Below are 14,572 nucleotides of genomic sequence, written 5' to 3' on the forward strand. Positions count from 1 at the left end.
GTACGCGCCCTACCCGGGGCAGGGCCAGGACCAGTACCAGCAGGCCTACCAGCCGTACGAGCAGCCGCAGCAGTACGCGACCGGGCCGATGCCGGTGGTCACCGAGCCGGAGCCCGGGCCCGCAGCCGCGGCTCCCACGGCCGTCCCCGCGGCAGCCCCGGCGCCGCCGCGTCCGCGCACGCCCCGCCCGGCCGCGGCCGAGCCGCCCGCCCGGCCCGAGCCGCCGTCCGAGCAGGTCGGCGGGAGCCGCGCGGCCAGGGCCGCCGGCGCCGGCAAGGCGCCCAAGGACGACTACCCCACCGGCGAGTTCACCTTCGTCGACGAGGAGGCGGAGGAGTCCGAGGACGTCATCGACTGGCTGAAGTTCGCCGAGTCACGCAGCGAGGTGCGCGCCGAGCGCCGCCGAAAGCTGCGCAACCGGCTGGTCGGCGTGGGCGTCGTGCTGGCGCTCGCGGCGGCCGGCACCGGCGGCTACCTCTGGTTCACCGGCGCGGACAAGCAGAGCGCGGCCACGGCGGCCGGCCCCCGCCAGGTCAACGTGGTGCACCTGCGCGACCTGCAGGGCAAGGTCTCCAGCGCGCTGCTGGTCAACGACTCCGCCGGGCACAAGGGCACCGTGCTGCTGCTGCCCGACACCCTGCGGCTGCCCGGTCCCAGCGACCCGCCGGTCACCACCGTCGGCCAGGCCATGGACAGCATCGGCCCGTCCGCCACCCGCGACGGCCTCACCACCGTGCTCGGCGCCCCCGTGGCCGGCACCTGGCGGCTGGACACCCCGTACCTGGAACTACTGGTCGCCCAGCTCGGCGGCGTCCGGGTCGACACCAACGCCGAGACCCACGAGGGCGGCAAGCCCGACGGCAAGCTGCTCTCCGCCGCCGGCAAGAACACCCTGCTCAGCGGAAAGGCGGCGGTCGCCTACGCCACCCTCCAGGCGGCCGGCGAGAACCGGGACGCCCAGCTGGCCCGGTTCGGCCAGGTGATGGACGCAGTGGTGCGCGCCATGCCCACGGAGTTCAAGGACGCCAAGGACGATGTGCACCGGATGAACGCGGTGCTGGACCCGTCCCTGCCGGAGGACGCCCTGGCCGGGGTGCTGGGTCAGCTCTCCCAGCAGGCCAAGGACGGCCACCTCGCCACCACCGTGCTGACCGTCAAGCCGGACGGCTCCCTGGACGACGCCACTGCCGGCAAGCAGGTCAAGGACGTCCTCGGCAGCACGGTGAAGTCCGCCGTCACCGGCGACGCCCCGGCCCGGGTCGCCATCCAGGACGCCACCGGCAACGACCAGGCGGCCGCCGCCGCACAGGTCCAGGTGGTCAACGCGGGCCTCACCTTCATCCCCGGCGGGGCGAAGACCGCGCCGCAGGCGGCCAGTGAGATCCGCTACACCGACGACGCCCGGCAGGCCGCGGCGAAGTCGCTGGCGATCAGCCTCAACCTGCCGGAGACGGCGGCCAAGAAGGTCACCGACGCGCAGAACGCCGACCTGGTGGTCGTCCTCGGCAAGGACTACCAGCCGCCGAAGGCCCAGTAGCGCGGCCCGGCCCGGCACGGCGGGTCCGGGCGGCCCCGGAAAACGGTTCCGGGGCCGCCCGGGCGGCGTGAGATCCTGGAAGGCGATGCCCGGCCGCGCGCCGGGCTCGCCCCCCAAGCAGCCGAGCCGGAAGAACACCGTGACCGCCACCGAGCACAGCCAGAACCTCATCAACGTCGCCGCCCAGGCGGCGGCCGACAAGCTGGCGCACAACATCATCGCGTTCGACGTCAGCGAGGTGCTGTCGATCACCGACGCCTTCCTGATCGCCTCCGCGAACAACGACCGCCAGGTCAAGTCGATCGCCGAGGAGATCGAGGACCAGCTGCGCGAGCAGCAGGACATCAAGCCGGTGCGCCGCGAGGGCGAGCGCGAGGGCCGCTGGATCCTGCTCGACTACCTGGACATCGTGGTGCACGTCCAGCACTCCGAGGAGCGCTCCTTCTACTCCCTGGACCGCCTCTGGAAGGACTGCCCCGAGCTGCCGCTGCCGGCCGACGCGCTCGCCTCGCGCAACCGCCCCGACGCGGACACCGACGCCGCCGGCAACGCCCTCTCCCCGGCCGAGGTCGCCCCGGCGGACAACTTCGGCGCCGAGGACTACACCGCCGAGGACAACAGCTGAGCCGGGACGCGCGGGGCCCGCGCATCGTCTTCTGGCGGCACGGCCAGACCTCCTGGAACCTCGAATCGCGCTTCCAGGGCACCACGGACATCGAGCTGACCGGCCAGGGCGTCCTGCAGGCCCAGCGGGCGGCCCGGCTGCTCTCCGGCCTGCGCCCCGACCTGCTGATCTCCTCCGACCTCCAGCGCGCCCGGCGCACCGCCGACGAGCTGGCGGACGTCACCGGCCTGGACGTGCAGCACCACGAGGGGCTGCGCGAGACCTACGCCGGTTCCTGGCAGGGGCTCACCAACGCCGAGATCCGCGAGCGCTTCCCCGAGGAGTACGAGGCCTGGGCGCAGGGCGAGCCGGTGCGCCGCGGCGGGGGCGAGCTCTCCACCGAGGTCGCCGACCGCTCGGTGCCGGTGGTGCTCGAAGCGGTCGGGAAGCTGCCGGAGAACGGCACCCTGGTGGTGGTCAGCCACGGCGGCACCATCCGCACCATGCTCGGGCGGCTGCTCGGCCTGGAGCCGGCGCTCTGGGAGTGCTTCGGCGGCCTGTCCAACTGCTGCTGGTCCGTGCTGGGCCGGGGCGCGCGCGGCTGGCGCCTGCTGGAGCACAACGCGGGCACCCTGCCGCAGCCGGTCATCGGCGACGACACCTGAGAGACGCCGGAGCGGTGCCTGCGGGGGCGGATTTCGCAGTTCCGGGCCTGACCAGTTAGAGTCTTCCTCGTTCGCACGGAGGGAACGCGGCCCGGAAAAGGGAAGCGGGAAATCCGGTGAGTGCGGGGCTGTAGCTCAGTTGGTAGAGCGCTTGCATGGCATGCAAGAGGTCCGGGGTTCAATTCCCCGTAGCTCCACTCCGCACCTGCGGTCCGCGAGGGCCGTGCGTGTCGCGGGGCTGTAGCTCAGTTGGTAGAGCGCTTGCATGGCATGCAAGAGGTCCGGGGTTCAATTCCCCGTAGCTCCACAGACAGCGGGAAGGCCGCCACCCACCGGGTGGCGGCCTTCGGCGTTTTCCGGGCGTCGGGATCGGTCACCTGCGGGCCGCGGGGCCACCGGCCGCGGCGGATCTCCAGGCTGCGGGGAGCACCGGCTTCGGCGGAGCGCCGGACGTGGCGGAGGGACCGGCTTCGGCGGAGCGCCGGACGTGGCGGAGGACCGGCTTCGGCGGAGCGCCGGCCGTGCCGGACTGCCGGGCACGGCGGACCGCCCGCCGTGCCCGTCGGTGCTCAGGGGCGGCAGCTGTGCTTCCAGCCGCCGCGCGGCAGGGCGGCGAGCCGCTCGATCCGCTCCCGGTCCTCCGGGCCCTCCGGCAGGTAGACCACGATGTACGTCTCGGGCACCCCCGGCATCGTCAGGTACGAGGCGTTCAGCCGCAGCACCCCGACCTCCGGATGCCGGAACACCCGCAGCCAGGTCGCCGGCGGTGCCACCTCCTGCCGGTCCCACAACTCCCGGAACACCTCGCTGCCCGCGTAGAGCTGCTGTACGTGCTCCTCCCAGACCGGCTCGCCGACGTGCTTGCCGTACGCGGAGCGCAGCACCGCGACCATCCGGGGCAGCGCCTCGTCCCGGTTCAGGAAGGGGTTGCAGCACGGATCCGAGAAGAGCGTGCACCAGATGCTGTTGAACGTGCCGTTGGGGGTGACGCTCCGGTCGGTGCCGAACAGCGACTCGTACCCCCGGTTGTACATCAGTACGTCGAACCGGGCGTTGGAGACCGCCGCCGGCAGCGGCGCGAGCGCGTCCAGGATGACCTGGGTGGACGGTTCGAGGACCGGCGGGTCGGACGGCGAGCGGGGAACGGCGGCCACCCCGGCCAGCCGGAACAGGTGCTCCCGCTCCGTCGCGTCCAGCCGCAGCGCCCGGGCCACCGCCAGCAGCACCTGCTCACTGGCGTTGATCGGCCGCCCCTGCTCCAGCCACGTGTACCAGGTGACCCCCACCCCGGCGAGCTGCGCGACCTCCTCGCGGCGCAGCCCCGGCGTCCGGCGGCGCAGGCCGGGCGGCAGGCCGACGTCCTCGGGCGTGACCCGGGCCCGGCAGGCCTTCAGGAACCGGGCCAGTTCCGTTCGGCGGCGGTCCTGCCGGCGCGGCTCGACGGCGGTGACGGTGTGGTCGTCCAGAACGGTCATACCCGCCATCGTGCCGCAGACCGCGCCGCGCAGACAGGTGCTGCCAGTACCAGGATCAGCAGGCTCTAACCACCAGTACCCGCCGGGCCCCACGCTGGAGTCATGACGGACCTTCAGATCCGGCCCCGCGTGGCCGGCGGCACCACCCCCGGCCCGGCCACCCGGCCCGGGATGCTCCTCGCCCTCGTCCTCTGCGGCCAGTTCATGGCCGTCCTGGACGTTTCCATCGTCAACGTCGCCGTCCCGACCATCCGCACCGACCTGCACGCCTCCGGCGCCGCGCTCCAACTGGTCATCGCCGGCTACACCATCGCGTACGCCGTGCTGCTCATCACCGGCGCCCGGCTCGGCGCCCGCTACGGCTACAGCCGGCTGTTCCAGCTCGGCCTGGCCGCCTTCACCGCCGCCTCGCTCGCCTGCGGCCTCGCCCCGGCCACCGGGTGGCTGATCGGCTTCCGCCTGCTCCAGGGCGCCGGCTCGGCCCTGATGGTGCCCCAGGTGATGAGCCTGCTCCAGCGGACCTTCACCGGCGCCGCCCGGACCCGGGTGCTCGGCCTCTACTCGGCGGTCCTGGCCGTGGGCATGGCGCTCGGCCAGGTGCTCGGCGGGGTGCTGGTCAGCGCCGACCTGTTCGGCACGGGCTGGCGCCCGGTGTTCCTGGTCAACGTGCCGATCGGGCTGGCCCTGTTGGCGGTCGGAGCCCGGCTGCTGCCGAGCATGCCGGGCGACCGCGACCGCGGCTTCGACCTCCCCGGCCTGGTGGTGCTCGGCGCGGCCCTCGGGCTGCTGGTGGTGCCGCTGGTGCTCGGCCACGAACTGGGCTGGCCGGTCTGGGGCTGGGTGATGCTCGCCGGCAGCGCCGCCCTGTTCGCCCTGTTCGTGGTGGTCGAGCGGCGGATCGCCCGGCGCGGCGGCCAGCCGCTGATCTCCGGCCGGGTCCTGCGGGCACCCGGGCTGCGCCCGGTGGCCGGCGGCCTGTTCGTGATCATGGCGGCCTTCGCGGGTTTCCTGTTCGCCTTCGCCCTCCACCAGCAGGCCGGGCTCGGCCACAGCGCGTTGCGGGCCGGGCTCTGCTCGGCGCCGGTCGCGGTCGGGTTCGGGGTGTCCAGCCTGCGCTGGCAGCGGCTGCCCGCCCGGCTGCACGGCGTCCTGCCGGTGCTCGCCACCGTCCTGCTCGCGCCCGGCTACCTGCTGCTCGGCGTCCTGCTCGGCGACGGCGCGGAGATCGGCACGGTGGCGCTGCTGGAGATGACCGTGCTCGGGCTGGTCGCGGGCTGCGCGTACGCGCCGCTGTTCGCCCGGGCGCTGGGCGGCGTCGCCCCGGCGGACGCGGCGGACGCCAGCGGCGTGATGGTGACGGTCATCCAGCTCGGCCAGGTGGTCGGGGTGGCGGTGCTCGGCTCGGTCTTCCTCGGCGGGGCCGACCTCCCGGCACCGGCCCGCGACTCGGGGCACGCGCTGCTGGTGACCACCGGCGTGATCGCGGTGGCCGTCGCGGCCGCGGCGGTCTTCGCCGCCCGTACCCGGCGGTCGGCCGGGTAGGGCGTGCGGCGGTGCCCGCGGATCCGCCGGCCGGCCTGCCCGCGTGCCCGGCGGCGGACGCGCCCCGTACCTGTCCGTCGGGCCTTCGAGCGGTACGTCCGGGCGGTGCGGAACCTCCCGGACGTACGTCCGGTCAATGGATTCGTGGAGCACCCCTTCGACCGTGTAAAGTAGTCGATGTCGCCGAGGGAAACGGAAGAAAACCTCCGGTGACGACGCAGGTCAAGGGGCTGTAGCTCAGTTGGTAGAGCGCTTGCATGGCATGCAAGAGGTCCGGGGTTCAATTCCCCGTAGCTCCACAGGAATCGAAGGCCGCCTCCCGTTTCGGGGGGCGGCCTTCGGCGTTCCCGGGGGTTCTCCGGGGTCGCGGTGGGTCGGCGGCGGGCCGGGGTCCACGGGGCTTCCGGCGGCGGCCGGTTTTCGTGAACGCCTCGGCGGCCGGCCCCGGGGGACCGCTACCGTCGTGCCATGGCCGATCTGGAGCGCAGGCGCAACGAGGAGTTGGCGCGGATACTCCACCAGCTGGGCTGGAACCCGGAGCGGCTCGCCCGCGAGGTGAACCTCACCCTGCCTCCCGGCCTGGCCATCAGTTCCACCGCCCCGTACAAGTGGCGCGACCGCGGCATGGTCCCGCGCAGCCCGCACGACCAGACCGTCTGCGAGGTGCTCGGCCGCGCCCTCGGCATCGCCGTCACCTACGAACAGCTCTGGGGCCGGATGGGCGGCAACCGGGGCGCCAAGATCCTCTCGCCGCACCTGCTCACCGACCCGTGGACCGCCGACACCGCCCAGACCGCGCTGCGTGAGGCGGCCACCGACGCCGGCCCGGTCCGCCTCACCGACCTCTTCCGCGGCGCCGACCTCGACCAGGCCGCCCGGCGGCTGACCACCCCGCCGCCACCGGTCGGCGGCGGTGAGGGCGCGCTGCGGATCGACCCCGCTCTGGTGGGCGACCTCGGGCTGTCCCACCGGAGCAAGCAGCGGCTGGAGCGCGCCTGTGGCGGCGGGCTGGTGCTCGGCCCGGCCCGGGCCGAGCTGGCCATGGTCGCCAAACTGCTGGAACTCGGCGGGTACGACGAGCGCCTCGGCCGCGCCCTGTACGGGACGGCCGCCCGGTTCGCCCGGCTGGCCGGCTGGGCCGCGTACGACCTCGGGCACGAGGCGGCCGCCCAGCGGGCGTTCGTCGCCGCGCTGCGGGCCGCGCACCTCAGCGGGGACCTCCGGCTCGGGGTGGGCGTGGTCGGCTGCCTGGTGGTGCTGGCCACCCAGAGCACGGGCGGACGCGGGCTGGACGCGCGGGGGCTGGACGCCGTCGGCGCGCTCGCCGGGGCGCTGGAGGCGGCCGGGGACGCGCTGGGCCCGGCCGACCGGGCGTTGCAACTCGGCCGGATCGCCCGGGCGCACGGGCGACGGGGCGAGCCGGCGGAGGCGCGGGCGGCGGCCGAGCTCGCGTTCGCGGAGCTGGACGGGCGGGTGGGCGCGGGACGGCCGGGCGGGAAAGACTTCGCTGGGCCGGGCGGGCGGGACTTCGCGGGGCCGGACGGGCGGACGGGGGGTTTGGACGGAGGCGCGGTCGTGGGTCCGGCCGAGGGCACCGGGGCCGCCGCGATGGCGGCCGACGGGTACGGGCAGGTGCGGGCGGATCTCGCGGGCATGGTGGGGGAGGGGCACCTCTTCCTCGGCGACCACCGGCGCGCCCAGGCCCTGCTCACCGAGGCGGTGGCCGGCCTCGGTGACGGCCGGGCCCGGGCCCGGGCGCTGTTGATGGTCCGACTGGCCGACTCCCAGCGCCGCACCGGCCGCCACCGGGAGGCCGCCGCCACTGCCGACCGGGCCCGCGCGCTCGCCGCCGGCATGCAGTCCGAGCGGGTCGCCCGGGCGCTGCGCGACTTCGACGCGGCCTCCCGTGCGGGATTGCCGGGAGAGGCCTGATGCCCTTGCGGTACCCTGAGCCCATGCGAACTGTGCGCCTGCTCCTTAGCCGGCCGCGCTGACCAGGACCGGCCCCGTTCACGGGCGGTTGCCGGAGTCGGCGTGGCATCCCCTCCTGCGAGGGGCTTTTTTGTTTTCCACCGCCTTTTCCGCAAGCGCCGCACCGGCACGGCCGTCCGCGGCCGGTCACCCGTCCGGTCACCGGCCGCGGTTCGCCAACTGACATCGATGGAGCCTGAAGGACCATGAGCGAGACGACCCCTGCTTCCGGCGCGGCCGAGGCCGCAACCGAGCCGTTCCGGTACAGCGCCACCCTGGCGGCGGAGATCGAGTCCCGCTGGCAGGACATCTGGGAGAAGGAAGGGACGTTCCACGCCCCCAACCCGGCCGGCGACCTGGCCGACCCGGCCGCCGGTGACGTCGCCGCGAAGCCGCACAGCTTCATCATGGACATGTTCCCGTACCCCTCGGGTGCGGGCCTGCACGTCGGCCACCCGCTGGGCTACATCGCCACCGACGTCTACGCCCGGTACCAGCGGATGACCGGCCACAACGTGCTGCACACGCTGGGCTACGACGCCTTCGGCCTGCCCGCCGAGCAGTACGCCGTGCAGACCGGCACGCACCCGCGGGTCTCCACCGAGGCCAACATCGCCAACATGCGCCAGCAGCTGCGCCGGCTGGGCCTGGGCCACGACCCGCGCCGCTCGATCTCCACGATCGACCCGGAGTACTACCGCTGGACCCAGTGGATCTTCCTGCAGATCTTCAACTCCTGGTACGACCAGGAGGCTGGCAAGGCCCGCCCGATCGCCGAGCTGATCGCGCAGTTCGAGGCCGGCACCCGTGAGGTGCCGGGCGGCCGCGACTGGACGGAGCTGTCCGCCGCCGAGCGTGACGAACTGCTGGGCGAGTACCGGCTGGCGTACTCCAAGGAGGTGCCGGTCAACTGGTGCCCCGGCCTGGGCACCGTGCTGGCCAACGAGGAGGTCACCGCGGACGGCCGCTCCGAGCGCGGCAACTTCCCGGTGTTCAAGTCGAACCTGCGCCAGTGGATGATGCGGATCACCGCCTACTCGGACCGGCTGATCTCCGACCTGGACCTGCTGGACTGGCCCGAGGCCATCAAGCTGCAGCAGCGCAACTGGATCGGCCGCTCCGAGGGCGCCCGGGTCGACTTCGCCGTGGACGGTGAGAAGATCACCGTCTTCACCACCCGCCCCGACACCCTGTTCGGCGCCACCTACATGGTGCTGGCCCCCGAGCACGGCCTGGTCGACACGATCGTCCCGGCCGCCTGGCCCGCCGGCACCCGCGACGAGTGGACCGGCGGTGCGGCCACCCCCGCCGAGGCCGTCGCCGCCTACCGCGCCGCGGCCGCCGCCAAGTCCGACGTCGAGCGCCAGGTCGACGCCAAGGTCAAGACCGGCGTCTTCACCGGCGCGTACGCGGTGAACCCGGTCAGCGGCGAGCCCGTCCCGGTCTTCATCGCCGACTACGTGCTGATGGGCTACGGCACCGGCGCCATCATGGCCGTCCCCGCCCACGACCACCGCGACTTCGCGTTCGCCCGCGCCTTCGAGCTGCCGATGCGCTGCGTCGTCCGGCCGACCGACGGCCGCGGCGACGACCCCGCGCAGTGGGACGACGCGTTCGACACCTACGACTCCGTCATCGTCAACTCGGCGCACGACGAGGGCACTTCGGACGGCGTCTCGCTGGACGGCCTGAGCGTGGTCGACGCCAAGGCCGCCGTCACCGCCTGGCTGGCCGAGCGCGGCATCGGCGAGGGCACCGTCAACTACCGCCTGCGCGACTGGCTGTTCAGCCGTCAGCGGTACTGGGGCGAGCCCTTCCCGATCGTCTACGACGAGGACGGCGTCATGCACGCGCTGCCCGAGTCGATGCTGCCCGTCGAGGTCCCCGAGGTCGACGACTACTCGCCGCACACCTACGACCCGTACGACTCCACCTCCTCGCCGAAGACCCCGCTGTCGCGCAACGAGGCCTGGGTCACCGTCGAGCTGGACCTGGGCGACGGACCGAAGACCTACCGCCGCGAGACCAACACCATGCCCAACTGGGCCGGTTCGTGCTGGTACGAGCTGCGCTACGTCGACCCGACCAACGGCTCGCGCGTCGTCGACCCCGCCAACGAGCGGTACTGGCTGGGCCCGACCGAGCAGAAGCCGGCCGGCGGCGTCGACCTGTACGTCGGCGGTGCCGAGCACGCCGTACTGCACCTGCTGTACGCCCGCTTCTGGCACAAGGTGCTGCACGATCTGGGCCACGTCTCCTCGGTCGAGCCGTTCCACAAGCTGTTCAACCAGGGCATGATCACCGCGGACGTCTACCGCGACGAGCGCGGCTTCCCGGTGCCCGCCGCCGAGGTCGAGGAGCGCGACGGCGCGTACTTCTGGCAGGGCGAGCCGGTCAAGCGCGAGGCCGGCAAGATGGGCAAGTCCCTGAAGAACGCCGTCGCCCCCGACGAGATCGCCGACGAGTACGGCGCCGACACGCTGCGCCTGTACGAGATGTCGATGGGCCCGCTGGACGTCTCCCGCCCCTGGGACACCCGCGCGGTCGTCGGCTCGTACCGCTTCCTGCAGCGGCTGTGGCGCAACATCGTCTCCGAGGCCACCGGCGAGCTGGTCGTCACCGACGAGGAGCCGGACGAGGCGACGCTGCGCGCGCTGCACAAGGCCATCGACGGCATCCGCGGCGACATGGCCGGGCTGCGCTTCAACACGGCCGTGGCCAAGGCGATCGAGCTGAACAACTTCCTGGTGAAGCGCGGTTCCACGCCGCGCTCGGTGGCCGACCAGCTGGTGCTGATCGTCGCCCCGCTGGCCCCGCACATCGCCGAGGAGCTGTGGCGCCGTCTGGGTCACGGCGAGTCGCTGGCGCACACCGACTACCCGGTCGCCGACCCGGCGTACGTGGTGGACGAGGCGGTGACCTGCGTCGTGCAGATCAAGGGCAAGGTCAAGGCCCGGCTGGAGGTCGCGCCGTCGATCTCCGACGCCGAGCTGGAGGCGCTGGCCCTGGCCGACCCGGCCGTCGTCGCGGCGATCGGGGACGCGCCGGTGCGCAAGGTGATCGCGCGGGCGCCGAAGCTGGTGAACATCGTCACCGGCTGACGGTTGCTGCTGGGTGGGCGGGCGTCCTTCGGGGCGCCCGCCCGTTCGTTTGGGGGCTGCTGGGGGCTGCTGGGGGCTGCTGGGGGCTGCTGGGGCTGCTGGGGCTGGGGCTCGGGCTGGGGCTGCTGGGCGGTGGGTGCCGGCCGGCAGTCGTGGGGCGGTCGGCTCGGTGGGGGCCGTGGGGCCGGGGGCTGATCAGGTGTGCCTGAGCCCGTCGAGGAGGCGGGCGACGTGGGCCGGCGCCCCGGCCGGGTCCAGCGGGGCGTGGCCGACCAGCAGGCGGTACCAGAAGAGGCCGAACAGCTCGTCGGTGGCGGCCTCCAGGTCGGCGGCGGCGGGCAGTTCGCCGCGCTCGACCCCGCGGGCGAGGATCCGCAGCACCACCGCCCGCCGGCTCTGCACCCAGGCGCGGAACGGCTCCTCGAACGCCGGGTCGAGCTGGGCCTCGGCCATCAGCCCGCGCAGCGCGCGCACCCGGAGCGGGTGCTCCGTGACCGAGTGGAGGGCGGCGACGAAGACGGTGAGGTCCTCGGCGGTGCTGCCGGTGTCCGGTTCGGGCATGCGCTGCGCGACGGTCTCCTGGTAGGAGTCGAGGACGAGCACGGCCTTCGAGCTCCACCAGCGGTAGATCGTGCTCTTGGCGACCTCGGCCCGTGCGGCCACCCGCTCGATGGTGACGGCCTGGTAGCCGCTCTCCTCCAGGAGTGCGGCGGTGGCGGCGAGGACGGCCCGGTGGGCCTCCTCGCTGCGGATTCGCCCGCCGGTGCGGCGGGTTTTCTGCTCTTGCATGACAGCACGGTAGCAGCGGTGCTAGCTTTAATCGAAACGCGGCGGATCGTTTTGATTAAGGGGAGAGTCATGAGTGCGGTGGTTGTGTCACACGGTCTTGGGGCCCGCGAGGACAGTGTCTGGTTTCCCTATCTGGCAAGGGAGTTGGCGAAGTCCGGCGACACCGTCACGGTGCCCTCGCTGCCCGGCCCGCAGACGCCGGACCTGACCGCCTGGCGGAGCACCTTCGGCGACACCGCCCAGGCCGCCGGCCCGGCCGGGGACACCGTGCTGGTCGGCCACAGCGTCGGCGGGGCCAATGTGCTCCGTTTCCTGGAGCAGTACGACGCCGAGGCGCACGGCCGCTTCGCCGGTGTCCTGCTTGGCGCCACGCCGGCCCGGGACGTCGGCTACGACGTACTGAAGGAGTTCTTCGCCGAGCCGTTCGACTGGGAGCGGATCCGGGCCGCCGCGGACGGATTCCGCGTGCTCCAGGCCCTCGACGACCCGGTCAACCGGCCCGACCCGGCTGCGCACGCCCGCGACCTGGTGGCCGGGCTGGGTGCCACGGCCGTGCTGACGGCGGAGGGCGCGCACTTCGGGGCCACACCGGACGACCACGTGGAGGTGCCGGAGGCGGTGCGGCTGGTGCGGGAGCTGCTCGCGGCGCGGCCTCGGGGCTGAGGTGGGCTGAGGTGAGGGTGGCGCCGGAGGTGCCAGGGGCGCCGGGGGCGTTGGGGGTGCCGGGGGCGCCGGGGGTGCCGGGGCGTTGGGGATCGGGGGCCGGGATCTGGGGGAGATCCCCCATCTGTCCCTGATCTCCGGCGCAGAGCCCCGATTGCCCTGCCCCCGGGCCCGGCGCGGCCGCTACCGTGGAACCCTCGGTGGGCCGGCCCGCGTTGGGTCCGGTGGGGGCCGGTTCGGCTGGCGGAAGGTGGCTCGTGATGGACGTGCTCGGCGTGATGCTCGGCCTGGCCCTGCTCTTCGGGCTCACGGTGGTGGTGCTGGCCGTGGTCGGCACCGTGAAGGCGGCGAAGGCGGTGGCCCAGAAGGTCGAGCGGCACGAGGCCAACGCCCGGCGTGCGGTCGAGAATGTCACCCTCAAGGCGAAGACGTACACCAAGCCCGGCCCGCAGGGCCGGATCTCGGCCGTCCGGCTCGGGCTGCGGACCTCCCTCGACGGCACCCGCCAGGTCCTGGAGAGCGGCCTCGCCCAGGACGGCCAGCTCGGCGAGTCGCTCGCCCTCCTGCGGAGGCTGGACGCCCACGCGGCGGAGCTGGACGGAGAGCTGCGACTCCTGGAGCGCGAGCCCGACGCCGGGCGGATCGCAGCCAAGCTGCCCGAGCTGCGGGAGCGGGCCGAGCGGATCACGCACTCCGCCGAGACCATGCGCTGGGCCGCCCAGGACCGGATGCACCGCTTCGCCGACGACGAGCTGAGCCGGCTCAGCCAGGAGTGCGAGAGCGAGGCGGGGGCGCTGCGGCACTGGGACTCGTCGGGCGGTGGCTCGGCGGGTGGTGCCGGGGGGTCCGGTGGGGCTGCTGCCGGGGGCGGTGAGGACGGGGGCCCTGCCCAGGGATCCGCCGCCGGCCGCGAGCAGGTGCAGCGGGCCGGGCTGACCGACGGCAGGGGCGGGCGGCCGAGCGCCGAGGAGCTGCTGGGGCTGGCCGACCCGCTGGCGCGGCTGGCGGACCGGCTGCGGAAGCCGTCGGCGGGCCCGTCGGCCCGCTGAGCGGGTGTGGGGCCGGGGCCGGAGGGCGGGCCTGGGCGGGCTCAAGCCGGTGTGGGTCCGGGGGTGGCGGGCCTGAGCGGGTGTGGCCCGAAGGGCCGGGAAGGCGCGGGGCTCCGGGGTAGCGTCCGTTGCTCGGGGGGCGCCTTCGACCTGGTCGGTGCGCTGTCATCCGGGCCGGGCGCGGAGTAACCTCCGCCTCATGCCCGCCGCCCTCGCTCTCATCACCGATTCCACGGCCTATCTGCCGCAGGAAGCCGTCGACCGGTACGGAATCTCCGTGGTACCGCTGAGCGTCGCGGTCGGTGACACGGTCCTCGCCGAGGGCGTGGAGATCTCCCCCAAGGACGTGGCCGAGGCGCTGCGTGGCAGGCAGCGGGTGACGACGTCCCGGCCCAGCCCCGAGGCCTTCGCCGCCGCCTACCGGGCGGCCGCCGAGGCGGGCGCGCAGGGGATCGTCTCGGTGCACATCTCCGGCGAGCTCTCCGGCACCGTGGAGGCGGCGCGGCTGGCGGCCGCCGAGGCGTCCGTCCCGGTGCAGGTGGTGGACAGCCGGCTGGTCGGCATGGCCCTCGGGTACGGCGTGCTGGCCGCGGCGGAGGCGATCGCGACCGGGCGGGAGGCGGCCGAGGTGGTCGCGGCCGTCACTCGGCGTACGGCGCTGACCAGTGGTTTCTTCTACGTGGACACCCTCGAGTACCTGCGCCGCGGCGGCCGGATCGGGGCGGCTCGGGCGTTGCTCGGGTCGGCCCTGGCGGTGAAGCCGCTGCTGCACCTGGACGGCGGGCGGATCGAGCCGCTGGAGAAGGTGCGGACGGCCTCCCGGGCGATCGCCCGGCTGGAGGAGATCGCGGTCGAGCAGGCGGGGGAGCGGGAGGTCGACATCGCCGTCCACCACCTGGCGGCCGAGGAACGGGCCGAGCCGCTCGCGGAGCGTCTGCGGGGGAGGGTCCCCGGGCTGCGGGAACTGTACGTGGGCGAGGTCGGTGCGGTGATCGGCGCGCACGCCGGGCCGGGGCTGCTGGCCGTGGTGGTCTCGTCGCGCTGAGGCGGGTTCGGGCGGTGAGCTGGGACGCGCTGAGGTGGGTTCGGGCGGTGAGCTGGGACGCGCTGAGGTGGGTTCGGGCGGTGAGCTGGGACGCGCTGAGGTGGGTTCGGGCGGTGAGCTGGGACGCGCTG

At 74.0% G+C, this 14,572-nt stretch carries 11 protein-coding genes and 3 tRNA genes; 12 read left to right on the forward strand and 2 right to left on the reverse strand.

Features of this window, described 5'->3' with window-relative positions; all coding sequences use genetic code 11:
• The 5 genes from ACZ3YO_RS25585 to ACZ3YO_RS25605 form a co-directional block, all read left to right on the forward strand.
• Window positions 1-1,537, forward strand: a 1,537-nt coding sequence (locus ACZ3YO_RS25585; protein WP_465573374.1) for an LCP family protein, incomplete at its 5' end; no start/stop codon positions are given.
• A 139-nt stretch (window positions 1,538-1,676) separates the two neighbouring features.
• Window positions 1,677-2,162 (forward strand): ribosome silencing factor, encoded by a 486-nt coding sequence (gene rsfS, locus ACZ3YO_RS25590; protein ID WP_465573377.1) that lies wholly within the window; start codon window positions 1,677-1,679, stop codon window positions 2,160-2,162.
• Complete coding sequence (locus ACZ3YO_RS25595) at window positions 2,159-2,806, forward strand: histidine phosphatase family protein (RefSeq protein ID WP_465573603.1); 648 nt, start codon at window positions 2,159-2,161, stop codon at window positions 2,804-2,806. Before rsfS ends, ACZ3YO_RS25595 begins: the two co-directional genes overlap by 4 nt.
• 124 nt (window positions 2,807-2,930) lie before the next feature.
• Window positions 2,931-3,003: transfer RNA gene (locus tag ACZ3YO_RS25600), tRNA-Ala, on the forward strand.
• Between the two features lie 37 nt (window positions 3,004-3,040).
• Window positions 3,041-3,113: transfer RNA gene (locus ACZ3YO_RS25605), tRNA-Ala, on the forward strand.
• A 262-nt stretch (window positions 3,114-3,375) separates the two neighbouring features.
• On the opposite strand, the gene ACZ3YO_RS25610 is transcribed toward ACZ3YO_RS25605, so the two are convergent.
• Window positions 3,376-4,281 carry a helix-turn-helix transcriptional regulator gene (locus ACZ3YO_RS25610; protein ID WP_465573379.1) on the reverse strand — a complete coding sequence of 302 codons (906 nt, stop codon included), beginning with the start codon at window positions 4,279-4,281 and terminating at the stop codon, window positions 3,376-3,378.
• Between the two features lie 102 nt (window positions 4,282-4,383).
• Here ACZ3YO_RS25610 and ACZ3YO_RS25615 point away from each other — a divergent pair, with 102 nt between their 5' ends.
• The 4 genes from ACZ3YO_RS25615 to leuS all read left to right on the forward strand — a co-directional run bounded on the left by ACZ3YO_RS25615 (window position 4,384) and on the right by leuS (window position 10,895).
• On the forward strand, window positions 4,384-5,823 hold the full coding sequence (locus tag ACZ3YO_RS25615; protein ID WP_465573382.1) for an MFS transporter: 1,440 nt from the start codon (window positions 4,384-4,386) through the stop codon (window positions 5,821-5,823).
• A gap of 226 nt (window positions 5,824-6,049) precedes the next feature.
• Window positions 6,050-6,122: transfer RNA gene (locus ACZ3YO_RS25620), tRNA-Ala, on the forward strand.
• A 169-nt stretch (window positions 6,123-6,291) separates the two neighbouring features.
• Window positions 6,292-7,755 carry a hypothetical protein gene (locus ACZ3YO_RS25625; RefSeq protein WP_465573385.1) on the forward strand — a complete coding sequence of 488 codons (1,464 nt, stop codon included), beginning with the start codon at window positions 6,292-6,294 and terminating at the stop codon, window positions 7,753-7,755.
• Between the two features lie 245 nt (window positions 7,756-8,000).
• Entirely contained in the window at window positions 8,001-10,895 is a 2,895-nt protein-coding gene (gene leuS / locus ACZ3YO_RS25630; protein WP_465573386.1) for a leucine--tRNA ligase, read from the forward strand.
• Window positions 10,896-11,090: 195 nt separating this feature from the next.
• On the opposite strand, the gene ACZ3YO_RS25635 is transcribed toward leuS, so the two are convergent.
• Window positions 11,091-11,684 (reverse strand): TetR/AcrR family transcriptional regulator, encoded by a 594-nt coding sequence (locus tag ACZ3YO_RS25635; RefSeq protein ID WP_465573389.1) that lies wholly within the window; start codon window positions 11,682-11,684, stop codon window positions 11,091-11,093.
• Window positions 11,685-11,753: 69 nt separating this feature from the next.
• Here ACZ3YO_RS25635 and ACZ3YO_RS25640 point away from each other — a divergent pair, with 69 nt between their 5' ends.
• From ACZ3YO_RS25640 to ACZ3YO_RS25650, 3 genes are all read left to right on the forward strand, one after another.
• Window positions 11,754-12,347 (forward strand): alpha/beta fold hydrolase, encoded by a 594-nt coding sequence (locus tag ACZ3YO_RS25640; RefSeq protein WP_465573392.1) that lies wholly within the window; start codon window positions 11,754-11,756, stop codon window positions 12,345-12,347.
• Between the two features lie 260 nt (window positions 12,348-12,607).
• On the forward strand, window positions 12,608-13,396 hold the full coding sequence (locus tag ACZ3YO_RS25645) for a hypothetical protein (RefSeq protein WP_465573395.1): 789 nt from the start codon (window positions 12,608-12,610) through the stop codon (window positions 13,394-13,396).
• 199 nt (window positions 13,397-13,595) lie between these two features.
• Window positions 13,596-14,441, forward strand: a complete 846-nt coding sequence (locus tag ACZ3YO_RS25650; RefSeq protein WP_465573398.1) for a DegV family protein — start codon at window positions 13,596-13,598, stop codon at window positions 14,439-14,441.
• Window positions 14,442-14,572: the final 131 nt, after the last annotated feature.

This window comes from Kitasatospora sp. NPDC022785 (assembly GCF_055561295.1).